The sequence below is a fragment of the Paractinoplanes lichenicola genome (genome assembly GCF_016785085.1).
Lineage (GTDB): Bacteria > Actinomycetota > Actinomycetes > Mycobacteriales > Micromonosporaceae > Actinoplanes > Actinoplanes lichenicola.
Genome location: NZ_JAENHO010000010.1, coordinates 349,080 through 373,824 on the forward strand (window position 1 = coordinate 349,080; position 24,745 = coordinate 373,824).

General features: G+C 68.7%; 21 protein-coding genes. 11 read left to right on the forward strand and 10 right to left on the reverse strand.

Features of this window, described 5'->3' with window-relative positions:
- The first annotated feature begins 64 nt into the window (after window positions 1-64).
- The 6 genes from JKJ07_RS33450 (at window position 65) to JKJ07_RS33475 (ending at window position 7,538) form a co-directional block, all read left to right on the forward strand.
- Window positions 65-922 carry a UbiA prenyltransferase family protein gene (locus JKJ07_RS33450; protein WP_202995900.1) on the forward strand — a complete coding sequence of 286 codons (858 nt, stop codon included), beginning with the start codon at window positions 65-67 and terminating at the stop codon, window positions 920-922.
- Between the two features lie 87 nt (window positions 923-1,009).
- Complete coding sequence (locus JKJ07_RS33455) at window positions 1,010-1,345, forward strand: hypothetical protein (protein ID WP_202995901.1); 336 nt, start codon at window positions 1,010-1,012, stop codon at window positions 1,343-1,345.
- Window positions 1,342-1,929, forward strand: a complete 588-nt coding sequence (locus JKJ07_RS33460) for a hypothetical protein (RefSeq protein ID WP_202995902.1) — start codon at window positions 1,342-1,344, stop codon at window positions 1,927-1,929. The genes JKJ07_RS33455 and JKJ07_RS33460 overlap by 4 nt, the downstream gene beginning before the upstream one ends.
- Complete coding sequence (locus tag JKJ07_RS33465) at window positions 1,926-2,999, forward strand: Cdc6/Cdc18 family protein (protein ID WP_202995903.1); 1,074 nt, start codon at window positions 1,926-1,928, stop codon at window positions 2,997-2,999. The genes JKJ07_RS33460 and JKJ07_RS33465 overlap by 4 nt, the downstream gene beginning before the upstream one ends.
- 50 nt (window positions 3,000-3,049) lie before the next feature.
- Window positions 3,050-6,457, forward strand: a complete 3,408-nt coding sequence (locus JKJ07_RS33470) for a S1 family peptidase (RefSeq protein WP_202995904.1) — start codon at window positions 3,050-3,052, stop codon at window positions 6,455-6,457.
- A 13-nt stretch (window positions 6,458-6,470) separates the two neighbouring features.
- Window positions 6,471-7,538, forward strand: coding sequence for a trypsin-like peptidase domain-containing protein (locus tag JKJ07_RS33475; protein WP_202995905.1), 1,068 nt, complete (start codon window positions 6,471-6,473; stop codon window positions 7,536-7,538).
- 67 nt (window positions 7,539-7,605) lie between these two features.
- Here JKJ07_RS33475 and JKJ07_RS33480 read toward each other — a convergent pair whose 3' ends face one another.
- The 4 genes from JKJ07_RS33480 to JKJ07_RS33495 all read right to left on the reverse strand — a co-directional run bounded on the left by JKJ07_RS33480 (window position 7,606) and on the right by JKJ07_RS33495 (window position 11,150).
- Window positions 7,606-8,457 carry a carbohydrate ABC transporter permease gene (locus JKJ07_RS33480; RefSeq protein WP_202995906.1) on the reverse strand — a complete coding sequence of 284 codons (852 nt, stop codon included), beginning with the start codon at window positions 8,455-8,457 and terminating at the stop codon, window positions 7,606-7,608.
- Window positions 8,454-9,410, reverse strand: coding sequence for a carbohydrate ABC transporter permease (locus tag JKJ07_RS33485; RefSeq protein ID WP_202995907.1), 957 nt, complete (start codon window positions 9,408-9,410; stop codon window positions 8,454-8,456). Before JKJ07_RS33485 ends, JKJ07_RS33480 begins: the two co-directional genes overlap by 4 nt.
- Entirely contained in the window at window positions 9,407-10,777 is a 1,371-nt protein-coding gene (locus JKJ07_RS33490; RefSeq protein ID WP_202995908.1) for an ABC transporter substrate-binding protein, read from the reverse strand. Before JKJ07_RS33490 ends, JKJ07_RS33485 begins: the two co-directional genes overlap by 4 nt.
- 160 nt (window positions 10,778-10,937) lie before the next feature.
- Window positions 10,938-11,150, reverse strand: coding sequence for an RNA-binding S4 domain-containing protein (locus JKJ07_RS33495; RefSeq protein WP_236030292.1), 213 nt, complete (start codon window positions 11,148-11,150; stop codon window positions 10,938-10,940).
- Between the two features lie 70 nt (window positions 11,151-11,220).
- Between JKJ07_RS33495 and JKJ07_RS33500 the strand changes: the two genes are divergently transcribed.
- Window positions 11,221-12,048: a DUF1775 domain-containing protein gene (locus JKJ07_RS33500; protein WP_202995909.1), complete on the forward strand. Its 828-nt coding sequence runs from the start codon at window positions 11,221-11,223 to the stop codon at window positions 12,046-12,048.
- 149 nt (window positions 12,049-12,197) lie between these two features.
- On the opposite strand, the gene JKJ07_RS33505 is transcribed toward JKJ07_RS33500, so the two are convergent.
- On the reverse strand, window positions 12,198-13,136 hold the full coding sequence (locus JKJ07_RS33505) for a DHH family phosphoesterase (protein WP_202995910.1): 939 nt from the start codon (window positions 13,134-13,136) through the stop codon (window positions 12,198-12,200).
- A gap of 153 nt (window positions 13,137-13,289) precedes the next feature.
- Here JKJ07_RS33505 and zwf point away from each other — a divergent pair, with 153 nt between their 5' ends.
- On the forward strand, window positions 13,290-14,783 hold the full coding sequence (gene zwf / locus JKJ07_RS33510) for a glucose-6-phosphate dehydrogenase (RefSeq protein ID WP_202995911.1): 1,494 nt from the start codon (window positions 13,290-13,292) through the stop codon (window positions 14,781-14,783).
- Here the strand turns inward: zwf and JKJ07_RS33515 are convergent.
- Complete coding sequence (locus JKJ07_RS33515) at window positions 14,780-15,250, reverse strand: peroxiredoxin (RefSeq protein ID WP_307834535.1); 471 nt, start codon at window positions 15,248-15,250, stop codon at window positions 14,780-14,782. The genes zwf and JKJ07_RS33515 overlap by 4 nt on opposite strands.
- Before the next feature lie 70 nt (window positions 15,251-15,320).
- Between JKJ07_RS33515 and JKJ07_RS33520 the strand changes: the two genes are divergently transcribed.
- Window positions 15,321-15,683, forward strand: a complete 363-nt coding sequence (locus JKJ07_RS33520; protein ID WP_438871452.1) for an STAS domain-containing protein — start codon at window positions 15,321-15,323, stop codon at window positions 15,681-15,683.
- A 149-nt stretch (window positions 15,684-15,832) separates the two neighbouring features.
- On the opposite strand, the gene JKJ07_RS33525 is transcribed toward JKJ07_RS33520, so the two are convergent.
- Window positions 15,833-17,794 (reverse strand): PPC domain-containing protein, encoded by a 1,962-nt coding sequence (locus JKJ07_RS33525; RefSeq protein ID WP_202995912.1) that lies wholly within the window; start codon window positions 17,792-17,794, stop codon window positions 15,833-15,835.
- Between the two features lie 1,448 nt (window positions 17,795-19,242).
- Between JKJ07_RS33525 and JKJ07_RS33530 the strand changes: the two genes are divergently transcribed.
- Both JKJ07_RS33530 and JKJ07_RS33535 read left to right on the forward strand, forming a co-directional pair.
- Window positions 19,243-19,761 carry a hypothetical protein gene (locus JKJ07_RS33530; protein ID WP_202995913.1) on the forward strand — a complete coding sequence of 173 codons (519 nt, stop codon included), beginning with the start codon at window positions 19,243-19,245 and terminating at the stop codon, window positions 19,759-19,761.
- Window positions 19,762-19,776: 15 nt separating this feature from the next.
- The gene (locus JKJ07_RS33535) at window positions 19,777-20,211 is read left to right on the forward strand and encodes a hypothetical protein (RefSeq protein ID WP_202995914.1); all 435 of its coding nucleotides are present in this window, start codon (window positions 19,777-19,779) and stop codon (window positions 20,209-20,211) included.
- A 272-nt stretch (window positions 20,212-20,483) separates the two neighbouring features.
- Here the strand turns inward: JKJ07_RS33535 and JKJ07_RS33540 are convergent, their stop codons facing one another.
- The 3 genes from JKJ07_RS33540 to JKJ07_RS33550 form a co-directional block, all read right to left on the reverse strand.
- Window positions 20,484-21,896, reverse strand: coding sequence for a DUF2252 domain-containing protein (locus JKJ07_RS33540; protein WP_202995915.1), 1,413 nt, complete (start codon window positions 21,894-21,896; stop codon window positions 20,484-20,486).
- An 83-nt stretch (window positions 21,897-21,979) separates the two neighbouring features.
- Entirely contained in the window at window positions 21,980-23,218 is a 1,239-nt protein-coding gene (locus tag JKJ07_RS33545) for a DUF1501 domain-containing protein (RefSeq protein ID WP_307834536.1), read from the reverse strand.
- Complete coding sequence (locus JKJ07_RS33550) at window positions 23,215-24,729, reverse strand: DUF1800 domain-containing protein (protein ID WP_202995916.1); 1,515 nt, start codon at window positions 24,727-24,729, stop codon at window positions 23,215-23,217. The genes JKJ07_RS33545 and JKJ07_RS33550 overlap by 4 nt, the downstream gene beginning before the upstream one ends.
- Window positions 24,730-24,745: the final 16 nt, after the last annotated feature.

Genomic DNA, 24,745 nt, shown 5'->3' on the forward strand with positions numbered 1-24,745 from the left:
CTTCTCCGTCGCGGTGGGTAGTTTTCTCAGGCCCCTGTCAGCCCGCCCCGGGCACGATCCGGGCATGACAGCAGCCACCCTGGTCGTCGCGGTGTCGCGGCCGTGGTTCTGGCCCGTCTCGTGGGTGCCCGCCTATCTCGGCCTGGTGCTCGCCGACCGGCAGCTCACCCCGGCCGACCTGCCCCGCAGCCTGCTCGCCCTGCTGGTGCTGGGCCCGCTGGTGTGGGGCGCCGTGCTGGCCCAGAACGACCTGCACGACCTGCCCAGCGACCGGGTCAACCCGCGCAAGGCCACCGCGCCCCTGGTCACCGGCGAGGTCGACCCCGCCACGCTGCGGCGCTGGTATCGCTGGATCGCGGCCGCCGCCCTCGTCACGGCCCTCTTCGTCGGCCCGCTGTTCGTGCTGGGCGTGGCCGGGGTGCTGGTGCTGGGCTGGGCCTACAGCGCTCCCCCACGACGCCTCAAGACCCGCCCGGGTTGGGACGTGACGGTCAACGCCCTGGTCGTCGGCGTGGTGTCCCCGGCCGCGGGCTGGGCCATCACCCGCGACCCGGCCGGCTTCCCGTGGCAGTTCGGCGTGATCGGCCTGCTCTTCGCGGCCGCCGTCTATGTGCCGACCACGGTCACCGACCTGCCCTCCGACGCCGGGGCCGGAGACACCACCTTCGCCGTACGCTTCGGAGCCCGTACGGCGTACGGGCTGGGTCTGGGTCTTTGGGTGTCGGCTTTGATCGTCGCCTTGATCTGCGCGGCGGCCGACACTGTGGTGCCCCGCTCGACCCTCGTGCCCCAGCTGGTGACCGTCCCGCTGCTGGTAGCCGCGTACGCGATCCTGACCTGGCGCCCGACCATCCCGCGCATGGCCATCCTGTCGATCTTCTTCGCCATCCCGACGGCCGGTTTCGCGCTCGCCATCACCTGACCGGCACCTGGAATGGTTCACCGTTCCGGCCACTCCCCTTGCGACGGCGCAACGCCTACCGTGTGGGGTCGGGACTACGGAGGGTCGATGTCGGCTGAGAACACCTTGGGCCCTGTTCCGTCGCCGGATTTGTGGCAGGAGCAGGTGCGCACAGCGATGAACGAGACCGACGAGAACGAGCCACGACTACGGTGGACCCGTCGTGACAAGATCCGCTGGGACCTGCACGGCGACTGTCCACGATGCCGCGACTACATGTCGTCGCTGGTGAGCAACGTGATCGCCACCGACGCGGTGACCGAGACCGGCAGAATGATCGAGATCCTCGCGGAGTGCAGCTGCGAACCCGGCCACACCCAGGGTTCGCGCGGTTGCGGGGCCGGCCGAGGCGCCTACATTTATGTGCCGGCGCCGGTCGCATGACCTCCTACCCGGACGAACTGGCTCACTACGAGGCCAAGAACGACACCTTGCGCCGCGGCCAGCTCAAGGCTGTGCAGGCCGCGGCGGGCAAGTGGTCCGCGCTGATGGCCGGTTTCCTGGGCGTCTTCGGCACGGTCACCTTCGCCGGCGGGCTCAACACCGTCGACAACCTTCCTTCCCCGTACGCCCCCATCGTCAAGGGCACGACCACGCTCGCCGCCGTGGCAGCCGTGCTCGCGCTGTGGTTCTTGGCCCGGGCCGCCGGCGGGCTGCGCATCACCGACCTGCAGTTCCCCAACGGCAAACAGCTGATGGAACGCGAGATCGGCCTGGTCGACGACGCCCGCAAGAATGTCGGCCGCGGCCGGTTCTTCGCCCTGACCACCGCCGGGCTCGTGCTGGCCGGATCGGTTCTGGTGCTGTGGGCGCCGTCCGCGCCGAGCGACCCCAAATTTCTCGTACGCTTCGACAACGCGGCGATGTGCGGCCCGCTGACCGGCAAGGACGACAAACTGTCAATCGGCGATCGCAGCCTGGTCGACGCGACCGAGGTGATCCCGGTGACCGATTGCCCGGCCGGATGAACCACCCCTATTTCGGCGGCGTCGAATTCCCGTGGTGGCGGGCCGACGCCCAGCGCCTGCTGTCGGTGCTGACTGTCGTGGCCAGCGACAAGGCGGAGATCGAGAATCTCTATCTCCGCTGCGCCAAGGGCCTCACCCGGCTGACCCCGTCGCGGGCCGACCTGATGTGGATCGAGGCGCTGAACAACCTCGCCGCGGCCGGCGCGCTGGAACGCCTCTGCGACCTCTTCCTCGCTCGGACGCTCGCCGCCGAGGCCCGGGCTGCGTTCGAGCAGGTCAGATCGGCGCGGCCGGAGGCCGACCAGCCACCCGCCGAACCGGGCCCGATCGTGCTGGACCGCACGAATCTGCGGCAGCAGATCCAGCGCCTGACGCCCGGCTCGGCCGCTCTCAAGGTTCTGGTGGTGCGCGGCGACCCGGGCAGCGGCAAGAGCCACGGCCGATACCTATTCGAGCAGGCCGCCCGCGGACAGAATGCCCAGCCCGTATATCTGTGCGCCGACATCGTGGCCAACCTGGATGAGGTGCTGCACGAACTGTTCGGGGCGTTGAAGGCGACCAGCGAGATCCCCGCCGCAGGCGACACCACCAGCAGCGCCTTCCACAAGCGGGTCTGGCTACGGCTGCGCGAGATCGCAGACCGGGAGAAGCGTGCACTTTGGATTGCCATCGACGATCTGGGCAACGCCCCCGATGGCGGGCCGCTGCTGGAGGGCGAGATCCGGCAGTTCTTCGACCAGCTCGTACTTCAGTTCGTCAATCCGCCGTACCGGGACTGGTTCCGCCTGATGCTGATCCACTACCCGGACGGCAAAGTGCCCAGCAAGTGGCGCCGAGAGATGTGGACCGAGGACCGTACCAGCGCCGATGACGTGCGGTCCGAACACGTCGCCGAGGAGTTGCGAGCCTGGTATCAGCGGCACGGCCAAACGGTCGTCGAGGAAGAGATCGACACGCTGGCGGCCGACATCGTGGCACGCTCCGGCAAACTGTCCGACGACGACCGCCTGCGGCGGATCCACGACAGCGTCTACGAGATCCTCGAGTCCAGCCCGGGGCCGGCGCGGTGAACGGCGACAACGCCGTTCAAGAAGATAAGGACAGCTTCGACGTTGTCCGGTTGACGCAGATCCTGGAACGGGCATCGCGCGGGGTCCTGCGCATCCGTGTCGGCGACAGCCTGGCCAGCGGATGGTTGATCACGCAGACGCTGGCCGTCGTGCCCGCCCAGGTGGTCACGGGCATCGGCGGCGAAATCGTCTGCGAACATTCGGACAACCACGCCGCCCCGGCCGACGTCGTCTTCGTGCCCGAGCGGCCGGACGACGCCGATGTCGCTCTGCTCCGCCTGCGCGTTTCCCTTCCCGGTACGGATTCACTACCGTTGGCCCAGAAGATGCCTCCCGAAGGCACCCTGATCCTTGTCCTGCACCACCCCCTCGGGACGCCCCGGCAACAGGTCACTTTCGGCCGGCTGACCAACGTCGAACCACCGCTGCTGCAGCACAGTGCGCCGACCGGCCCCGGGTCGAGCGGGGGGCCGGTTCTCACCAGCGCCGGAGCGGTACTGAGCATGACCACGCAGCGGACCCTGAACCGTCATCGGGCAGGTCCGACGGTTGCCGCGATGCTGGAGACGCTGCGCCTGACGCCGATGTGGCAGGAGATCCAGCTGCATCACCGTCTGATCGACCTGCCCGCGATGACCCGCCGGATCGGAGGCGTCGCGCGGGGGTTCGATCGTGATCTCACGTTCGCGGCTGTGCGTTGGACCGTTAATCCCGTCACCCTCACACCAGCCGAGCTCGAACAACTGGCGCCGCTCGTCGCCGACAACACCGCATCGGCGTGGACACTGCGATCGGCCGAGCGGGAGCGGCTCATCAACGCGGCGGGTTCGAGGCAGTCGCTCCTGGCGGCACGCGGCACCGATCCGATCACCAATTCGCGGCAGGCCGTGATCGACCAGATTCTGAACGGGCCACCGTACGACCTCGATGCGGTGGCCGAGGAGGCGCTCCCCTACTGGTTGCAGGCAGTGCGCTGGTTCGCCTCGGTGGAACCCGAGTTGCCGACCCCGGCCGAGGTGAACCGGCAGCTCGAACGCCGTCGCCTGCGCAGCCGCCTCACAGTGGTGGCCGGCCCCGGGTTCCGAGGCCGCGACGAGGAGTTGAGCTGGCTCAAGTCCTGGTACAACCGGGCTGAGGCCGGTCCGATGGTGGTGACTGGGATCGGCGGGATTGGCAAGTCCGCCCTCGTGGCCCGGTTCGCCGCGCGGTTGCCCGAGCAGACCCTGCTGTGCTGGCTCGACTTCGACCGGGCCGACTTGGCCCCCGACGACGCGGACTCGGTGTTGTCGCTGCTGACCGATCAGATGGCAGTCCAGATCGACGGATTCGTGCCGCCCATGGATCAGCCCTGGCCGGAACGGGCCCGGGCGCTCGGATCCATCCTGGCCGCGCGGGCCGCCCCGCTGCTCGTGCTGGATGGTTTCGAGGTCGCGCAGCACGTCCGCGAGCACGGCGAGATCTGGCCCTTGCTCGAAGCCGTCCTCGAACAGGCCCCTTCCGTACGGGTCGTGGTGAGCGGGCGGGCCGGTGTTCCGGGGCTGTCCCTGCGCGGCGTCGAGGCCGAGGTGCTGCCGCTCGAAGGGCTGGCCCGAGCCGATTCGGAGGCTTGGCTGCGGGAACACGGCGTCACCGAGCCGGGCGTGCTCGAGCGGGTGCTCGACCTCGCACACGGCATCCCGTTGGCGCTGCGGCTGGCCGTTCGCTACGTCGACAGTGGCGGGACGGCGGCCGATCTGCCCGAGACGTTGCCCAAGGCGCTGGTCGAGGGGCTGCTCTACACCCGGATCCTGGAGCGGGTGATGGATCCGGCGCTCACGTCGATCGCCTGGGACGCTCTGGTGCTGCGCCGGTTGACGGTCGAAATCCTCGACGGGGTGCTGCACGACCGGCTGCCCGAAGGGCTGAGCGCGGCCGAGGTGTTCGAGCGGCTCGCGTACGAGCTGGCCTTGGTCACCGAGCACGCCGAGCAATTGTCGGTGGCCGTCGAGGGCCCGCCGGGCGAGTTGACGCTGCGTCCCGAAGTGCGGGTCGCCACGCTGTCGCTGCTGGAGCTCGACGACGCCGGCCGGGTGCGGGCCGTCGACGAGCGGGCCGCCGCCTGGTACGCCCGGCAGGACCTGGCCGTGACCGCCAACCGGGCCGAGCTGGTCTACCACCGCCTCCGCCTGGATGATCGGGCCGGCGCCGCCGCCGCTTGGAACGACGACGTGGCTCCCCTGCTGCGGCACGCCGAGGAGGAGATTCCGGCTTCGGCCGGCACCTGGCTCGTCAACCGGGTCGTCCTTCCGGAGAGTCTCGCTTCCTGGGAGGCCCGGGCGGTAGATCGCATCATCGCCGCGCTCTCCCGGGGTCTCGTCGATGTCGTGCCGGAGATCCTGCGGGACCGGGCCGAGCGAACCCGGGACAGCGCGCTGATCTTCTACGACGCCTGGATGATGGCCGAGCATGGTCAGGTCACCGCGGCCTGGGATCTGCTCGACAACGCACGAGCCGACGATGTTTACGTGGCCCGGGATCGGGCCGTGCTGCAGGCTTGGCTCGCCGCGATGTGGGGGCTTCGGGCCGATGCGGACCGGCTCCTGGCCGGCCTCGAAACGGCAGAGCTGTGGGGCGAGCTCCCTGATGAGACGGCCCTGCCGCTCCTGGTCTGGGCCGCCCGGATGCGCTTGACGGTCGACCTGCGGACCGAGAGCCAGCTGCTCTCCGAGCTGGATTCCCAGCAGAAGCGGGAATTCGGGGAGGCGACCCGCGATTACTTGCTGCCGCAACACGCGGTCTTGAGAGAATTGTCCGAGTTGATTGGCCCGACCTCTCTCGTGGTGGAGTTTCCGCTCAGAATCTGGAGCTTCACAGCTCGCCAACGCGACCTTGAGGCGGGGCAAGCGGCCGTGTGGCGGGCCCAGCGCTGGTCCGACCCCAGCGGCCCCTGGAGCGCCTCCGACCTCGGGGGTCTGCCGAAACTGCGGCCTCGAACGCCGATCAGTCCACGAATTGCGGCTAAGGGCCTTGATCTCGCCGTGCTGGGCAGCCGACGCTGGGCCTTGGCCACCCGCGATGAGTCGGCAAGCGGTGCCATGCGCGAGGCGGTCAGACAAAACCACGAGTTCGACGCTTTGAGCGCTTCGATCGGGGCCACCGTCGCCGCGCTTCGCTCGCAGCCGCTGGTCTTCCACCACGGCTCGCATACATACGAGGGCGTCGACGAGATCCTCGACAGTCTGCTGTCGCGCATCGGGCCCACCCTGCGCGCAAGGGAGGCCGGCCGGGCGGAACTGGCCCGGGGCCTGCTGTTCCGGTCGCGTCACGCGAACGTGTACGACCCGCAAACCGGTGTCTTCCGAGTCGGCGACGTCGACCGGCCCAACCTGCGCTCGGTGCTTCTCTACATTCTCGGCCCCGACCCGCTGACGATGCTTTTCCGTCTGACGGCCGGCCTGCCCCTCAACGACCAACTGTGACGGGAGTCAGTACGTGCTGGAGACGTTTCCCTATCCGTGGGCTGAGAAGTGGGCGCAGCAACTGCACACCACGCTGACCCAGCTCTTTCCCAGCCGGGCGCAGCTCAGCACCGTGGCCGCGGCGGCCGGGGTTGATACCACGCAGGTCAACGTCGAGCAGGCGATCGCGCGGGTCTGGTGGGAGGTTCTCGACTACACCGGCCGCACCGGGCTGACCCGTGAGCTGGTTGCGACCGCCCTCGACCAGTTGCCCAAGACCAGCCCGTACGCCGGGTTTCTGCACGACCTGCTGGACGACCGTCCGGTTCGTACCGAGGGTGAGCCGCGGGGATCGTACGGGGCTCCTCGTTTCTTGCATGACGACGACCAGATCATGGAGAACGAGGCCCGCCTCTACCGCGACGACCTCACCATGCAGATCGGTCGGGTGCCCGCCCTCGTCACGACCCTGAACCGTCTGGTCGAGCTCGCCCCCGCCGTCTGCAAGCTGACCGTGAGCATCGGCGGCGAGCAGCAGGAGGGCACCGCCTTCCGGATCGGCCTCGAGCTGCTGCTGACGAACTGGCACGTCCTGCATGACGAGAAGACCGGTATCCGGGCCACCGCCGCCTGGGCCGAGTTCGGCTTCGAGGACGACCCCGACGGCTCGCCCCGCACGGCCACCAGGATCGGCTGCGACGTCGCCACCATTGTCAGCGACGAGCCGGACGACTGGGCCGTGATCCGCGCGACCGACCCTCTGCACGAGAGCTGGCCGGTCATCGCTTTGTCGACCGCGGCCGAGCCTGAGCCGCGTACACCGGCGTACATCGTTCAGCACCCGGGTGGCCTGCGTAAGCGCCTCGGCTATGTGCGCAACCAGATCTCGTACGTCGATGATCGGGTTGTGCATTATTTGACGGACACAGTGACCGGTTCGTCCGGCTCTCCGGTGTTCGACGCCGCGGGCGCGCTGATCGCCGTCCACCACGCGGGCGGGCGTCCCCAGGAGGTCTTGGGCCTGGCCCCGACCAAGAAGAACGAGGGTATCCGCATCCCCCGCATCGTGGCCGGGCTGGCCGCCGCCGGAGTGCAGCCGTAGACAGAGCGGTGGCCGGTCCGCCGGCAAATGCGGGCCGGCCACCCTTACACGGGGGCGGAGTGGATGCTTACTTGACCGAGCCCAGCGACAAGCCCTGCACGAGTTTGTCCTGGGCGGCGAAGCCGGCCACGAGCACCGGCAGCGAGACCACGAAGGCGGCCGCGCACAATTGGGCCAGGAAGAGGCCCTGGCTGGTGACGAAGGACGTCAGGAAGACCGGCGCGGTCTCGGCCACGGTGGCTGTCAGGACGCGGGCGAACAGCAGTTCGTTCCAGCTGAAGATGAAGCAGATCAGCGCGGTGGCGGCGATGCCGGGCATGACGACGGGGGCGATGACCGAGCGCAGCGTCTTGGTCAGGCCGGCGCCGTCGACGGCGGCCGCTTCGAGCATTTCGACCGGCACTTCGGAGAGGAACGAGCGCATCATCCAGACCGCGATCGGCAGGTTCATCGACGTGTAGAAGATGATGAGCAGCCAGATGTTGTCGAGCAGGCCGGCGTTCTGGGCGAACAGATACAGCGGCAGCAGGCCGGCCACCACGGGCAGCATCTTGGTGGACAGGAAGAAGAAGAGCACGTCGCTCCACTTCTTGACCGGCTTGATGCTGAGCGCGTACGCCGCGGGGATCGCCAGCAGCAGCACCACGGCCGTCGAGACGACGCTGGCGGTGAGCGAGTTGAGCAGCGGCGGCCACGGGGACGCGCCGCCGGAGAAGAACTCGCGGTAGCCCTCGAGGGTGAGCGGGGCGAAGACCGCCGGCGGGTTCTGGGCGGCGTTGGCCTCGGAGTGGAACGAGGTCAGCACCATCCACAGCACCGGCAGCACGAACAGGATGCCGATCACCCACGCCAGCAGCGAGAGCCAGGCCCCGCCGCGGCCTTCTTTCTTTTTATTAAGTGGAGCGGCGACTGTGGTCATCGGCGACCCTCCTCCTTGAAGAGCGACGAGACCGTACGCAGGGCGAACGTCGCGATGATGATGGTGCCGATCACGACGATGACCGCGGCGGCGGACGCCCGGCCGTAGTCGTGGGCCTGGTAGAAGATCTGGTAGATCGTGTACGGCAGGTTGGCCGTGCCCAGGCCGCCGGACGTGATCGTGAAGACCGCGTCGAAGTTCTGCACGATGTAGATCGAGCCCAGCAGCGCGCCCAGCTCCAGGTATTGCCGCAGATGCGGGAGCGTCATGCTGCGGAAGATCTGCCAGTTGTTGGCGCCGTCGATGCGGGCCGCCTCGATCACGTCGAGCGGGCGTCCCTGCAGGCCGGCCAGCAGGATCAGCATCATGAACGGGGTCCACTGCCAGACCAGGGCGAAGATGACCGCCCACAGCGGCATGTTGCTGATCCAGTCCGGCTGCGGCGGGTTGTCCGAGCCGAACAGGCCCCAGATCCAGGTCAGCGCGCCGTTGAACAGGCCGTACTCGGGGTTGTAGAGCGCGTGCTTCCAGATCAGCGCCGCGGCCACGGGCACCACCAGGAACGGCGCGATCATCATGGTGCGTACGGCGCCTCGGCCTCGGAACTTGCGGTCGAGCAGCAGCGCGATGCCCAGGCCGAGCAGCAGGCTGATCAGCACGACGCCCGCGGTGAGCAGGATCGTGGTCCAGACCGCGTCGCGCATGTTGACGTCGGTGAAGACGCGGGCGAAGTTGTCGAACCCGGCGAAGCCGACCTCGTCGGGGTAGTACGCGTTCCAGTCCATGAACGAGATGACCAGGGTGGCCACGAACGGCAGCTGGGTCACGATGATCATGAACACGAGCGCGGGCAGCAGCGGCGCGCGGCGGGCCCACGCGGAGGCCCGGCGGGCGACGCCAGGTGGAGGGGCCTCCGCGGTGCCGGTCGCTGGCTTCTCGGCTACGGACGTCATCCGGACCCCTCCTCGCGGGACTTGTAGCGCTCGGCGACGTCCTCGGCGAGGCGCTGGCCCCGGTCGAGCGCGTCGTCGACGCTCATCTGACCGGCGATCGCCGAGCTCACGTACTGCGACACCTGGGTGCCGAGGTCGGTGAACTCGGGGATGTCGATGAACTGGATGCCGATCGCGGGACGCTCCTGCACCCCGGGGTTGCGCGGGTCGGCGGACTCGATCGCGGCCTTGGTGGGCTCGGCGAACGACGCCGCCACGCCCAGGTAGTCCTGGTTCTCGTACGTCGAGGCGCGCTTGCCGGCGGGCACGCTGGACCAGCCCACCTGCTGGCCGACCAGTTCCTCGTACCGCTTGCTGGACGCCCACGAGATGAACTTCCAGGCGTTGTCCTTCTTCTCGCTGGCCTGCTGGATGCTCCACGACCAGGCGTACAGCCAGCCCGAGCTGTCGGTCTTGACGACCGGCGCCGGGGCGTACCCGATCTTGCCCTTGACCGGCGAGTCGTCGGCCTCGAGGGAGCCGGCGGCGCTGGTGGCGTCGTACCACATCGCCACGTTGCCCTGGATCAGGTTGTTCAGGCACTCGGTGAAGCCGGCCTGCGGGGCGCCGTTCTCGCCATGAGCCCGTACGAGGTCCACGTAGAACTTGGTCGCCTCGGTGAACTCGGGTCCGTCGACCTTCGGCGTCCAGTCCTTCTCGAACCAGGTGCCGCCGAAGGTGTTGACCACGGTGGTGAGCGGCGCGAAGATCTGCCCCCAGCCGGGCTGACCACGCAGGCAGATGCCGCGCATGCCGGGTTGCTTGTTGTCGACCTGGGCGGCGATGTCGGCCACCTGCTGCCAGGTCGGCTTCTGCGGCATCTGCACGCCGGCCGACTCGAGCACGTCCTTGCGATACATCAGGAACGAGGACTCGCCGTAGAACGGCTCGCCGTACAGCTTGCCGTCGTCCGCGGTCAGCGACTGCGTCATCGGCTTGAGGATGTCGTCCTGGTCGAACTCGGTGTCGGCCTGGACGTACTCGTCGAGCGGGGCGATCCACTTCGACTTCGCGTAGATCGGGATCTCGAAGTTGCTCAGCGAGGCCACGTCGTACTGCCCGGCCTGGCTCGAGAACTCTTGGCTGATCTTGTCACGGACGTCGTTCTCGGGCAGCACCGTGAAGTTCACGTTGATGCCGGTTTCCTTGGTGAAGTTGTCCGCGGTGAGCCGCTGCAGATCGATCATCTGCGGGTTGTTCACCATCAGGACGTTGATGCTGTCGGGCCCTCCGCCGCCTGGCCCGCCGCCCCAGCCGGCGCACCCGCTGAGGGTGAGCACGACCGTAGCGGCGGCGGCGAGCAGGGCGCGTGTGTGCCTGCGTGACATCCGGCCTCCCCGGCGAGGCTTGATCGGTTTCGGCGTCACCTACCCGAAGGTGTGACGCCCGTAACACACCGGGATCAGTAGATGCCTGAGATCGACAGGATGTCAACCATTCGTCACGCTACGTTGAGGCTTTCGGGCACCCCCGATTCCTCCGAAAGTCCTATGTGGAGACCACCCGGGCCTGGTTGCCGAAGACCTCGACGACGTCGCCCGGGTGCAGCTGGCGGCCCCGGCGGGTGTCCACCTCGCCGTTCACCGACACGTCGCCCGAGGCGATGAGGATCTTGCCCTCCCCGCCGGTGTCGATGAGGTCGGCCAGCTTGAGAAACTGTCCGAGTCTGATCATGTCGCCGTCGATCACCACGTCGCGCATCCCGACATCATCCGGCAAAACTTTTTCGCGGGCGTTGAACCTTTGGGCGCTGTGATCCGAACTACCCCTCGTGAGGTACTCCCAGCTGGCCCGCCGCGCGGGCGTCCCGGTCGCCGCCGCCGCCATCGGCGCGTTCATCGCCACCCCGGCCCTGGCCGATGTGACGGTGTCGCCGACGACCGCGTACCAGGGAAGCGGACAGAACCTGACCCTCCTCGTCACCAACGACGGCGCCAAACCGATCCATACGATCACGCTGAAGTTCCGCGAGGACACCCCGCTAGCCGAGGCCTATCCGCTCTCGGTCCCGGAGTGGGCGCCGAAGATCACGATGCGCAAGATCTCGACGGCCCTGCCCACCGTGCACGGCGACACGAAGACGACCGACGTCGCCGCCTCGATCACCTGGCTCGCGATGCCCGGCAAGGACCTGCAGCCCGGCAAGAGCACCGAACTGTATGTCGCGGTCGGGCCGCTGCCCACGCTCAGCTCGATCCAGCTCGACGTGGCCTCGACGCTGGCCGACGGCAAGCCCGGCCCGGCGCTGACCTCGCCCACGCTGAAGCTGACTCCGGACCCGACCGGCGCCAAGGCCGCCCACGCGCACAGTGTCAACGGCGGGTCCGGCACGACGGCCGGTGAGCAGGCGGCCCAGGAGGCCGAGCTGTTCAAGGCCGCGATCGAGGAGGCCGACCGCGGCCCGTCGATCTGGTCGATCGGCGGCTGGGTCGTGGCCGGCCTGGCCCTGCTCGGCGGCGCCTTTGTGATGTGGCGGAGCCGGCACCGCGCCGAGGAGGAGCCCGAGGACTCCACGCCCGACGAGGAGCCCGCGGCCGACGAGGAGAAGGAGCCGGTCACGGCCGGCAGCGGCACCAGCAAGTGGGCCTACAAGGGCTGACGTAAAGACGCTCCCGCGCTGGTGGACGCGGGACGAAAGTCGTGTTGACGCGCGTGGGGCGCGGCGCACGACCGGCGGGTGGGGTCAATGGGCATGATCCACGATCCGCGAACGGGGGGCGGGAGTTTTCTTCCGCCCCCCGAGTATCTTCAGACCGAGACCGTACGCGGGGAGTTCAGCGCCTCGACGATCTCGCGCTCGACCCGCTCGGAGTCCTCGTGCGGCACCTGGCACGTGCCCGCAGCGATGTGCCCGCCCCCGCCGTAGCGCAGCATGACCTCGCCCACGTCCACCGGCGACGTCCGGTCGAGGATCGACTTGCCGCAGGCGAAGACGGTGTTGAGCTTCTGCCGGCCCCAGATGATGTGCACCGACACGCGCGACTCGGGGAACAGGGCGTACACCATGAACCGGTTGCCCGCGTGGATCACCTCCTCCTCCCGCAGGTCGACCACGACGACGTCGCCCTCGAGGTGACTGACCCGCTTGAGCTGCGCCACGAAGAGGTCGTGCTGCGCCCGATAGAGGTCGGCCCGCTCGGCCACGTCGGGCAGGGCCAGGATCTCGCGTACGTCGTTGTGCTGGATGCAGGCGTCGATGAGCTGCATCATCAGGTCGTAGTTGGAGATCCTGAACTCGCGGAAACGGCCCAGCCCGGTCCGGCTGTCCATGAGGAAGTTCAGCAGCGTCCAGCCCTCGGGCTCGAGGATGTCCCCGAGGGCGTAGTCAGCCGAGTCGGCCTGATCGACCGCGTACATGAGCCCGTTGGAGACGTCGGGGAAGCGCTCGCGGCCGCCGTAGTACTCGTAGATCACTCGAGCCGCCGAGGGCGCGTCGGCGTCGATGATGTGATTGCTGAGGTTGCCCTCGTTGCGCAGCGTCTCCGAGTGGTGGTGGTCGAACACCATGTGCGCGCCGGGCGCGTACGGGAGGTTGGTGAGGATGTCGTTCTCGGTTACCTCGACCTCCCCGTCCTGCACATCCTTGGGATGTACGAACTTGATGTCGTCAATCATGTCGAGGTGGCGCAGCAGCACCGCGCAGACCAAACCGTCGAAGTCGCTGCGTGTTACTAGCCGGTACTTCACTGAGTCCCCCTCTTGACGCATGGGTACACCCCAGTTTGCCACTTTTGTCGCTGTATTCCGGGTCGCATCGGGGGATGGATGTGAACCTTTCCGGCTCCACGCTGCGTAGAGTTTTCCCGGACGGTCCCAACGGTCGGAGGACACGTAAAAACCATGGACAACGCCCCTCAGCTCATCCAGGAGCGCAGCGCGCCGCCCGCCACGCTGGTGATCTTCGGCGCCTCGGGTGACCTCACCCGCCGCAAGCTGCTCCCGGCCGTGGAGAGCCTCGCCCGGCACAATCGCCTGCCCAGCCAGTTCGCCCTGGTCGGCGTGGCCCGCACGCCGATGGGCGACGAGCAGTTCGCGGACAGCGCGCTTGGTGACCGCAGCCTGCTCGACAAACCACAGCTTCAAGGCGGAATCCGGTACGTTTCGGGCGGCTACGACGACCCGGACACCTACAAGCGGCTGGCCGAAACCCTCGACGGGCTCGACGCCGAACGCGGCACCTCCGGCAACCGCCTGTTCTACCTCTCCACCCCGGCCGAGGCCTTCGAGCCGGTGATCAACGGGCTGGCCGGCGCCGGGCTCAACCACGCGCGCGAGGGCTCCTTCTCGCGGCTGGTCATCGAGAAGCCGTACGGGCGGGATTTGCCGAGCGCCCGCGAGCTCGACGCCGTCGTGCACGGCTCGTTCGACGAGCCCCAGGTCTTCCGCATCGACCACTACCTGGGCAAAGACACGGTGCAGAACGTGCTGGCGCTGCGCTTCGCCAACTCGATCTTCCAGCCGATCTGGGACCGCTCCTGGGTCGACCACGTGCAGATCACCGTGGCCGAGACCCTGGGCGTCGGCACCCGCGGCGGCTTCTACGAGCACGCCGGCGCCATGCGTGACATCGTGCAGAACCACGTGCTCCAGGTGCTCGCGCTCGCCCTCATGGAGCCGCCGGCGTCGTTCGAGGCCGAGGGCCTGCGCAACGAGAAGGTGAAGCTGCTCCAGGCGATCCGGCTGCCCACCAACCGCGACATCGCCGACCTGGCCGTCCGCGGGCAGTACACGCGCGGTGGCACCCGCGAGGACCTGATGGCCGGTTACCGCGAGGAGGTGGGTGTCGACCCCCTCTCCCGTACGGAGACGTACGCGGCCATGCGGCTCAACGTCGACAACTGGCGCTGGGCCGGGGTGCCGTTCTACGTGCGTACGGGGAAGAGGTTGCCCGCCCGCGTGACCGAGGTGGCCCTGCAGTTCCAGCGGCCGCCGCACCTGCCGATCCCGCAGGACCAGCTGACCGGGCTCGAGGCCGACGCGCTGATCCTGCGCATCCAGCCCAACGAGGGCATCTCGCTGCGGTTCGGGGCCAAGGTGCCGGGCCACTCGTTCCGTGTGCGCACGGCTTCCATGGATTTCTCGTACGAGCAGACGTTCGCCGAGGAGTCCCCCGAGGCGTACGAGCGGCTGCTGCTCGACGCGCTGCTGGGCGACCCGACGCTGTTCATCCGCAGCGACGAGGTCGAGCAGTCCTGGCGCGTGGTCGACCCGATCATCGAGCACTGGGCGTCGGACCACTCGCCGATCCCGACCTACGAGGCGGCCTCGTGGGGGCCGGCCGACGCCGAACGCCTGATCGGGCGCTCGGGCCGGGCCTGGCGGAACAGTATCTAAGCGGACTTCCTGGCCGCGAGGGCTTCCAGCGCCCTCGCGGCGTGGTCGTTCATGTTCGTCTCGGAGTGGATGACCTCGAGCACGCGCCGGTCGGTGTCGATCACGAAGGTCATCCGCTTCGTGCTGAGCGGGCCCAGGGGCAGCTTGCGTTTGACGCCCATCTTTGCCGCGACGGCGCCGTCCGGGTCGCTGAGCAGCGGGTAGTCGAAGGAGTGCTTGTCGGAGAACTGCTTCTGCTTCTCCGGCTTGTCGCGGCTGATGCCGACCCGCTGCGCGCCCGCCTCGGTGAACTCGGCCCCCAGATCGCGGAAGTTGCACGCCTCGGCGGTGCAGCCGGTGCTCAGCGCGGCCGGATAGAAGAACAGCACCACCGGGCCCCCGGCGAGCAGCGCGCTCAGCCGGCGCGGCACGCCGTCCTGATCTTCCAGTTCGAAATCTTCGACGACGTCACCAGCATTAATGCTCACAGCAGGAACTTACTCCCCAGTAGCCGATTCGGCCATCAGGGCTCCCCTCCCCTAGGCTGAGACTCACCCCTTGGCTCCGAAGTACGAAGGCGACATCACCATGCAGGTCTCGGTCGCGCACCACCCGCCGAACACGGCCGTGCTGGTGCTGCGCGGGTCACTCGACATCGACACCGCGCCCGTTCTCAAGGCGAACCTGGCCCGGCTCGTCGACCGCCCGTCCCCCCGGGTCGTCGTCGACGTCTCCGGGCTGGATTTCTGCGACTCGATGGGCGTCGGGGTCCTGGTGACCGCGCACGGCCGCGCCACCGAACGCGACGGCTGGGTGCGCCTGGCCGCGCCCTCGGGCTTCCTGCGCCGCCTCTTCGACACGCTGGGCCTCACTGACTACCTGGCCCTGTTCCCCGACGTGGAAACGGCTCTCAAGGACTAACCCTCAAGAGCCGTGCTGAGCCTATGCGCTCGATCGCGCGTGCGCCGCTACAGGCGGCCGAGTTCGGCCGGCGGACGACGCGGCTTCGCCGAGGTCGTCCGCCGACCGAACTCACCCGCGCGGCAACGCGCTCCTCGCGGGTACGGTTTCTAGCTGGTCACGCCGAACACGACGCGGCCCAGCGTGTCCTCGGTGCCGACGAAGCCCTCGGCCGGCAGGAATGTGCTGTCGCCGAAGTCGACGTCGATGTCATCCGCCGTGCCGCCGATGCCGTCCGGCCCGACACCGAACAGCGTGCCGAAGCCCGTGCCGCCCGCGTCCATCAGGTTGGGCAGCTCGTCCTGGTTGTCGGTGTGGAAGTTGCCGAAGAAGTGCCCGGCCTCGTGCGCGATCACGTTGCTCAGGCCCTGGGCCACGAACGCCAGGCGGTTGCTCTCCGGCCCGATGTACGTGTTGAGCGAGGCCGGCGTCGAGTCGGCCGGCGAGCTCAGCACGTCCAGGAGCACCAGGGCGGTCTCCTCGGTCTCGAAGTTGCCCGGGTCGATGCTCTGGGCGATGCCGATCGTGTCGACACCCGACTCGTCGATCGTGCCGCCCACGACGACCCGGCTGACGTTCGCCTTGCCCCACTGGTCGGCGTTGTCCTTGCTGTTCGCAATCTTGATCTTGAACTTCGAGTTGAGGCCGCTCTCCTCGAGGTCCCGCTTGATGTTCTCGGTGACCCCGGCCACGACGGCGTCGATCAGTGCGTCCTCGTCGGCGCGGGTCAGGCCCCAGCTGGTGAGGAACGCCGCGAGCGGGCTCAGATCGCGGTTGCCCGCGCCGCCGAACACGCCGGTGTTCACCCGGGCGCCGTCGAAGTCCAGGTAGAGCGTCTGCACGGGCTTGGCCCCCTGCAGCACCGGGCGATAAGCCTCAACCGTGATGTCGTACGCCCCGGAGCCCGTGGCGACGCCGACGTAGTGCCACCCGGCCTTGGTCGCCACGTAGTCGGTGACCGCGTTGCCACCCGCGGGCAGCGGCGAGTCCGTCGGGTAGATGTAGGACGCGTCCTGCCGCGAACCGTGCGCCTCACGCGGCACGGTGTCGTAGACGGTCAGGTATGTCGCCGAGCCGGCCACCGAGGCGCCGAGCACGTCGCCCGCCTTGAGCTTGACGGCGAAGAAGTCCTGGTCGATGCCGCCCACGGTGGTGGTCAGCGTATACGGCCCCTCGGTGGGCGGGGTCGGGTCGCCGATGCCACCCCCGCTGCCCGAGTCGAACGGGTCGGCGGGCAGGCCACCGTACGCCGCGACGGCCGCGTAGTAGTCGCCCGCGGTCGTCACCTGATACGTGATCTTGCTGTCGAACCCGCCGAAGTCGTCGTTGACGGCGAGCAGCGTGCCGTCCGGCGCGAACAACTGCAGGACAGTGTCGAGCGGCCCGGTCGGCGTCGCGGTCTGAATCGTCAGCACCTTGCCGGCCTGCGCGGTGATTTTGAAGAAGTCGAAGTCGTTGCTGCCGTCACCGGTCTGCCGCCCGTGCGGCCCGTCCCCGATCTGCGAACTGATCACGGCGCCGCGCCGCGTGCCGGTGCCGATCCCGGTGTCCCCGGCCAGGGTGATCGACCCGTCGTCCTCGGGCGCCGGCGCGACCGTCGGCGTCGCCACGGCCTCATTGTCCAGGCTGCCCAGAATACGAATCTTCGAGAACTGCCCCGAACCCGTGCCGTAGCCGGTGATCCGCTGCGCGTTGACCGGGATGTCGTTGCCGCCGGAGGTGCCGGGCAGCTCATCCTCGTCAACAACGACGGCCGGGGTGGCGGCGGCCTTCGCGGCCTTCGCCTTCGTCCTGGTCGCGGCCTTGGCCTTGGACTGGGTCTTCATGTAGTTGGCCCAGCCCGAATAGTCGACCTTCGCCGGGTCGGCCACCTCGGCCAGGAACGGGTTCGGCCCCTTGGGCTTCGCCCCGTACGGAGCCTTGGGCGCGACACCGACCCCGGCGGCGAGCGAGGCCTGATCGGCCGGGCTCAGCTCGGTGGGCGCCGGCTTCGGTTCGGCTTGAGCGGCCCCCGGCGTGATCAGCGCAAGGCCCAGAACGGCCACAGAGACGGTCGCGATGCTTCTTCGCATCAAATTCCCCCTTCAGCCCATCGACGGCCCCCCGGCCGCGGTCGGCACCCCCGAACCTACTGAAGAAGATCGTCAATATCTACATGTGTCTATAAGATGTAACGACTCTTTACAGGCCAGGCCGCGGGCCGGCCACGGCCGCCCGGGAGACCGAGCCGACCAGGCAGGCGAACCCGACTTGCGACGGCTTGGGGTTGGCCGCTTGAGGTCGCCGAACGCCGCCGGATGCCACGAAAACCCGCCCGACGCCATGGAAAACGCGCGACGCCGCCGAAAGCCGCGCGACGCCGCCCGACGCCGTCGAAAGCCGCTCGACCCCTCGAAAGCCACTCGGCCGCTCGGCGCCCATGAAAGCCGCTCGACATCACCGAGAACCGCTCAACGCCACCCAAACCACTCGCCGCCACTTCGGCCGAACGAGCGCCCTGGATTAAATACCGCTGGTTGTTTCGACACTGTCTCGTCGATGCCGCTTTTCAAACTGCCTGTACGAGAACTCATCATCCGAGGGAACGGCCCCACAGACCTTGACCCTGAACAAAATTGATCCCGCGGAGCGGCCCGAATCCACCCCGTTCTAACCGCAACCACCGAATGATGAGTTGCAGCTAGCGCAAGCCAACATCCGGCCGCGAGTGGTCACCGTTACCAAAGTCCTACCGCAACCAAAGTAACTTCATCAACCCACCCAGAGCGAGAGGACCGCCCAGGGGTGACCACTTCAATCCGGTGGGCGCATGAAAGTCACCACGGGTGAGCAAATCGGGATCCCACATCGGCTCCTCGTGGTTACTCGCACGCGCCCACTGGGTTTAATCGGTCACGCTTCAGCGGCGAGCCATTCGCTTGGTGGGCTTAATGATTACTCTGGTCACACGAGGACTCCGGTCGCGGCGACCACTTGCGGCGATCACTTGACCTACGGCTAGCTGCAACTCGTCATTCGGTGGTAGCGCTCAGATCGATCCAATTTCGGGCCGCTCCGCGGGATCAATCTTGTTCACGATCAACCCCTGTGGGGCAGTTCCGCGAAACGATGAGCCCCCACCCAGCCAGTTTGAAAAGCGGCATCGACGGGACAGTGTCGAAACAACCAGTGGTATTCGATCCAGGGTGCTCGTTCGGTCGTCGTAGGCAAGGCCTGGGTTGTCTCTGACGAGTTGTGAAAGTTGATCGGGCCGCGGCGTACATGAACTTGGTCGCCGACGCGCCGGGGCGTGCGCTCCACCGGCGGTTCGGGTTTGCCGAGAGCGCACCGGCGAGCACGAGGATGCTCCGGACGGCGCCGCTACGGCAGGAACCGCCATCCCGCGCGAGACCACGTCGACTTGCTGAGGGCGGGTGCTAATCGCCTTGCGGGGGAACCGTTCGATCGATAGGGTATCGACATCGATCGATCACGGGGAGAGATTGTGCAAAAGACTTTCGTGCGTGCGACCCTCGGTCTTATGGCCGCGCTGACCATGATTTTCACCGCATCCGCGCCGGCTTCCGCTGCTGCGCGGTTCGAGAAATACTTCTCGTTCGAGTCCACCAGTTTCGATTGGACCGACGAGAACGGCACGTTCAGCGCTAATGTCTCGATCTTCAATCCGGGGCACACGCTGGCCTGGGGATTCAACCTGAGCCCGGCGCTGCGGGCGGTGGCCGCGTCGAGCATGACCTGCGTCGCCCGCGGGTATGACGCGAATCTGCAGCCGACCGGTTATTTCGATCAGCATCTGGTTCCGTTCGACTATACCTGGCACTCGTCCATCGCCAATGAGCCGTGGAATCAGGATCGTGCCATGACCGGTCTCTGCCAGTTCCGCATCAATCCGCGCGGAACGGCGACGGTGCGATTCCAATTCAACTACGAGATCAGCGACCGCGGTCTGGGCTGCACACCGAATTGTCCGCGGGTTCAGCGGAGCGACGATTCGGCGGGGGCCTACACCTCGGAGCTCTCGATCGACTACGACCGGTAAGTACGATCTGAGTCCGTGGAGCAGGTGAGCTGGCCGGTGGGTGGGATCGCTCCCGAGAGCGTCCCGCCCGCCCTGGCGCACGCGTGCGATCTGGTCGGAAGCGACCTGGCAGCGGCGGGAGTCGTCGCCGCGTCCGGCGACACGTGGTGGGCGGGCAAATCCGCGCTCCTGAGCGGCGGCGCTCCGGCAGCGTGGGTGGTCGGGCTCGGCGACGGCCGGAAGTTCGCGTTCGGGTTCGGGGTCGACCTGAGCGGGAGCGATGCGGGTGTCGTCGCACTGGTCGCCGAGGGCGTTCAGACCCACCTTGCCGGGTACGAGTTCGTCGAGTGGCCACGGTGCCCCCGGCACCGTGGCCCGATGGCCGTGGCCGTCGAGGACGTCGCCGCGGTCTGGGCCTGCCGCGGCGCGCGGTGCCAGACCATTCCGATCGGCGCGTGGTCGCCGACGTGACGGTCACCGGCGGTCGGGGTCAAAACATCAGCCCCCGCGGTGGAAGGCCGGCCGCGGGTAGCAACGGCCGGCGGGCGGCCGCGAGCGGCTGGCGGCAACGACCGGCGGCTGGCGGCACGGCCACGAGCGGCGGCGGCTAGCACGAGAGGGACGGTCGAGCGACCGGTGGCGTCGGCAGGCAGCGGCCTCAGCCGACGGGCGCGGTCAGGCGGCCCGGCCGGCAGGCGCGATCAGACGGCCCGGCCGGCAGGCGCGATCAGGCGGCCCGGCCGTCAGGCGAGTTCGGCCGGGAGGATGCCCTGCCGGACTGCCGCGACCAGAGCCGCGTGATCACTTTCCACTTGGTCGGCGTAGGTGCGAGCGAAGCGGCACAACGCGACAGCCATCTTGTCGCTGCTGCCGATGTAGCCCGAGATCATCGAAGCCCCGCTGGTTCGTGCGTGCGACTTGGCCAGAAGGAAGCCGCAGATGCCCGCGTAGTCGGCCAGCGCCCCGGCGTCGATGTCCTCGACGACGATCGCGCCTTTCATGTCGCGGAACTGCCGCACGTAGAACTGCTGGTCCCCCACTGTGGCCCAGCCGAGCAGCGGGTCCGAGACCGTCTGCAGGGCCTGCTGGTATTCGACGACCCGCTGCCCCTGGTGCCGGTGCCAGGCCGCGTCGCCGTGCTGGTGGTGGGCGATCACCGAGCGGCGGGCCTGTTTGAGCTGCAGGAACACGACATCGGAGGGGCTGCTGCCTTCGCACAGCGCCACATACGCCCGCAACCCCACCGATCCCACGCCGACTACCTTGTGCGCGATGTCGACGATGCGATAGCCGGCCAGGATGCGGGCCCAGTGTGGCGGCAGCGTGTTCAGATAGCCGTCCAGGGCCTCGGCCAGCTGGTCGGCTTCCAGGTCGCTGGGCCGCGTGATCAGCGGTGGCTCCTCGACGAGGCGGGCGGTGCCGTCGCGGCGTTCGGTGAATCTTGGCAGCGCGCGGTCGCTGGTGCGGCGGCGGGCGCGGCGGGCGGCGCGGTCGATCTCGGCGCGGAAGCTGGCCCGGGAGGCCGCCGAGCGCAGCCTGTCCACGTCCATCTGGTCGAACGAGCGGGCCAGCAGCGGCAGTTCGGCCAGGTGCCCGATCTGGTCCTGATATTCCTCGACGCAGTGTTGCACCGCCTCGCCGCAGGCGCTCTCCTTGAAGCCGTTCTGCCGACCGGCGACGTAGACGCTGGTCACGAGCCGTCGCAGGTCCCATTCCCAGGCGCCGGGGTGGGCCTCGTCGAAGTCGTTGAGGTCGAAGACCAGTTCGCGTTCGGGTGAGGCGTAGAAGCCGAAGTTGCCCAGGTGGGCGTCGCCGCAGATGACCGGGGTGATGCCGGTGGCGGGCAGCGTGGCGAAGTCGTCGGCCATGACGTTGGCCGAGCCGCGCAGGAAAGCGTACGGGGATTGGATCATCCGGCCGACGCGCACGGGCACGAGCCAGGCCTGGCGGCCCAGGTTGGCGTGCATGATCTGGGTGACCGGGTCGACGCGGTCGTGCGGGGCCGACCAGTTCGCCATCTCGGAGCGGTGCGCGCGTTCGCGCAGCGACCGGCCCATCTCGTAGCGCGCGGCGCGGGGGCGGGCCCGCATCCGCAGTGAGGCGAAGCCCTCGTCAATGGCGCTGTCGAGGACGACATGCCCGGTTGCTGGTTCCATCAGGGCCACCATAAAGGCAGAAGCGGGAGCGTACTGATGTCAAGTACCCCGCGGCCGGGTTAACGTTCGCTCAACGATGGGTGTCAGCGGGCCGACACGAGGCCGAACGTCGATGGCGTGATCGACGGGAAGACCTGCGACAACGATCCGAAACCGCAGCGCTTCTGCAGGATCTCGCCGATCACGGACCGGTAGTCGGTGGTCGCCGCGAGGTCGCCCGCTACCAGCGCGGCGGGGGCCAGGCCGGGCCACTTGGCGTACACCTGGCCGCCTTTGACCCCGCCGCCGAGCAGCAGCATCGCGTTGCCGTGGCCGTGGTCGGCGCCGCGGGAGCCGTTCTCCTGCACCCGCCGGCCGAACTCGCTGATCGTCAGCAGCGTCACCGACTTCATGCCCTCGGGGCCGAGGTCGGCCGCGAACGCCGCCAGCGCCAGGGCCAGGTCGGTCAGGTTGTCGTGCATGCGCTGGCCCTTGGCCGTCGTGCCGAGGCCCTCGTGCATGTCCCAGTCGCCGCAGTCGACCGCGGCCGTGGCCAGGCCGACGTTGGCCTTGATCAGGCGGGCCACGTCGCGCAGCGCGGTGCCGAGCTCGGTGGCCGGGTAGGTCGCACCGGGCGTGTAGGCCGTCCCCCGTACGGCGGCGGTTGCGATCAGTGCACCGTCGGCCGCGAGCGCCGGTCCGGCCAGCAGCTGGGGGGCGTCGGCGTACATAGCCCGCAGCGCGGCCGCCACGGGACGCTTGGCCGAGTCGCCGGCCAGCGTGAACTTGTCGACCGAGGCCATCGAGACCGACGGCGTGGGGCCGGCGAACAGCCGGTCGGGCATGGCGTGGCCGACCGACACCCCGGCCAGGGCGCCCGTCGCCCCGGACGCGCCGAGCATGCGCTCGAGCCAGCCGCTGCGGATCGAGGTGCCGGGGGCCGCGTTCTCCATCGCCTCCATGGCCGCGAAATGCGAGCGGGTCGGGTTGGGCTGGCCGACCGCGTGCACGCCGGCGAGCTGCCCGCTCTTCCACAGCGGCAGCAGCGGGGCCAGGGCCGGGTGCAGGCCGAACGTGCCGTCCCCGGCGATGACCTGCGCCTTGGGCACGCCGATGTTGGGGCGCGCCTTGTAGTAGTCGGGGTCGCCGATCGGGGCCAGCGCCGACAGGCCGTCGAAGCCGCCGTGCAACGACAGCACGACCAGCGTGTCGCCGGTGTAGCCCGGATCCGCGTACGCGAGCTGGGTCGACACCCCGGCCCCGGCCAGCCCGGCCAGGGTGGCCGCGCCGAGCAGGCCCCGGCGCGACAACGTCGCCTCTCCGCAGTCAAAAATCGTGCTCACCTCACCTGGAACGAGGGCGCGTCGAGGACCAGCGCGATCAGGTACGGCGCGTGGCCGGCGAGCGTCTTGTCGGATGCGGTCAGAGGACTGGTCGGCAGCTTGCCCGCGACGCTGAGCACGGCGGCCGTGTGCTGGGCCGGCAACTTCGCGCCGATCAGCCGTACGGCCAAAGCGTCGACGAGCGCGCCGTAGCTGCCCGGCAGGGTCGGAACCAGGGACTTCAACATGTCGGCGGGGCGCGTGAACCAGCTCGGATACCAGCCCGCGGCCAGGTTGAGGTGGTTGTTGCAGCGCATCAGGAAACCGGACGGCGACGCCCAGGCCGCGGCCACGTCGGGGTAGCCGTTCGGCGGGGACCACCGGAACGGCGCGTTGCCCGCGTAGACCAGGCCGTTGTAGAGCGCGTCGAGCAGCTGCAGGCCCGACTTCTCCGGTCCCAGCCCGAGCGTCCGGATCGTGGCGGTCAGGTCCTCCATCGGCGTACGGGTCTTCTGCCCGATCGCGGCGGCGAACTCGGGCGACGTGAACAGGGCCTTGAGCACCGGCTTGATCGCGGTCTGGTTGTCGAGGTAGACCTTCGCGAGCTTGGTGACCAGCGAGGCGGGCGCGACGTCGGCCACGAAGCGCTGGCACAGCTTGGTCGCCAGGCGCTGCGCGGTCGCCGGGTGCATGGCCAGGTGGTCGGCGAACGCCATGGCGGCCGACTCCCCCACTGCGGCGGTGGCGTTGGCGTGCTTGAAGCCGAGGATCGACACCTCGCCCGTCATGTGCAGCTTGGGGTCGTACAGGAAAGTGCCGTTGGTCTTGTTGACGGTGAGACCGGTGAGCAGGCGCGCACCGGCGTAGACGTCGGCCTCGGAGTAGACCAGGCCGACGGTGTGCAGCTCCATCAGTTCGCGCGCGTAGTTCTCGTTGGGGCGCGACTTGGTCGACGAGCGGTTGTCGAGGTAGCTGAGCATCGCCGGGTGCTTCATCGAGGCCTTGAGCATGTCGGCGAACCGCCCGAACGCGTGCTTGCGGATGACCTGGGCGTCGTAGTCGGAACGGCTGTCCCACGTCTGGCTCGACGGCGCGGCCACGTGCAGGTGGTTGGCGAAGAACGCGACGGTCATCTCGAACAGCTGCCGGTTGCTCCACGCGGCGCGGGCGACGGCGGCCCGGCCCAGCTGCTTGAAACCGTCGTACGAGTTCTTGGCGACCTTGGCCCGTACGGTGGGAATGCTCGCACCGGCCAGCGGCAGGCGGCTCATCAGCTCGTCGCAGACCGGGTCGCTGATCTTCGCGGGGTCGAGCTGGCGGTCCAGCCAGGCGGCGGCGCCGAGCGTACGGGCCTCGGCCAGCAGCTCCGGGGTGGGGCCGAAGGTGGCCCGGCGGACGAGGTGCGCGATCGGGTCGTCGCTGACCAGGGAGGTTGCGGCGATCGGGGCGGTGGCAGCCTCGGCCGGAGCCGCGACAGCCATGGCGGCGACAGTGGCGGCACCGGCGGCGAGGAGCGTGCGTCGGGTCGTCATGCCCGACCCTTCGGCC

Bases quoted from the DNA above. Each gene is read 5' to 3' on its own strand.
- JKJ07_RS33455 (WP_202995901.1), top strand. From the start codon at position 1,010: ATGTCGGCTGAGAACACCTTGGGCCCTGTTCCGTCGCCGGATTTGTGG.
- JKJ07_RS33550 (WP_202995916.1), bottom strand. From the start codon at position 24,729: ATGACGACCCGACGCACGCTCCTCGCCGCCGGTGCCGCCACTGTCGCC.
- JKJ07_RS33480 (WP_202995906.1), bottom strand. From the start codon at position 8,457: ATGACCACAGTCGCCGCTCCACTTAATAAAAAGAAAGAAGGCCGCGGC.
- JKJ07_RS33460 (WP_202995902.1), top strand. From the start codon at position 1,342: ATGACCTCCTACCCGGACGAACTGGCTCACTACGAGGCCAAGAACGAC.
- JKJ07_RS33525 (WP_202995912.1), bottom strand. From the start codon at position 17,794: ATGCGAAGAAGCATCGCGACCGTCTCTGTGGCCGTTCTGGGCCTTGCG.
- zwf (WP_202995911.1), top strand. From the start codon at position 13,290: ATGGACAACGCCCCTCAGCTCATCCAGGAGCGCAGCGCGCCGCCCGCC.
- JKJ07_RS33450 (WP_202995900.1), top strand. From the start codon at position 65: ATGACAGCAGCCACCCTGGTCGTCGCGGTGTCGCGGCCGTGGTTCTGG.
- JKJ07_RS33495 (WP_236030292.1), bottom strand. From the start codon at position 11,150: ATGCGCGACGTGGTGATCGACGGCGACATGATCAGACTCGGACAGTTT.
- JKJ07_RS33530 (WP_202995913.1), top strand. From the start codon at position 19,243: ATGGCCGCGCTGACCATGATTTTCACCGCATCCGCGCCGGCTTCCGCT.
- JKJ07_RS33485 (WP_202995907.1), bottom strand. From the start codon at position 9,410: ATGACGTCCGTAGCCGAGAAGCCAGCGACCGGCACCGCGGAGGCCCCT.
- JKJ07_RS33465 (WP_202995903.1), top strand. From the start codon at position 1,926: ATGAACCACCCCTATTTCGGCGGCGTCGAATTCCCGTGGTGGCGGGCC.
- JKJ07_RS33540 (WP_202995915.1), bottom strand. From the start codon at position 21,896: ATGGAACCAGCAACCGGGCATGTCGTCCTCGACAGCGCCATTGACGAG.
- JKJ07_RS33490 (WP_202995908.1), bottom strand. From the start codon at position 10,777: ATGTCACGCAGGCACACACGCGCCCTGCTCGCCGCCGCCGCTACGGTC.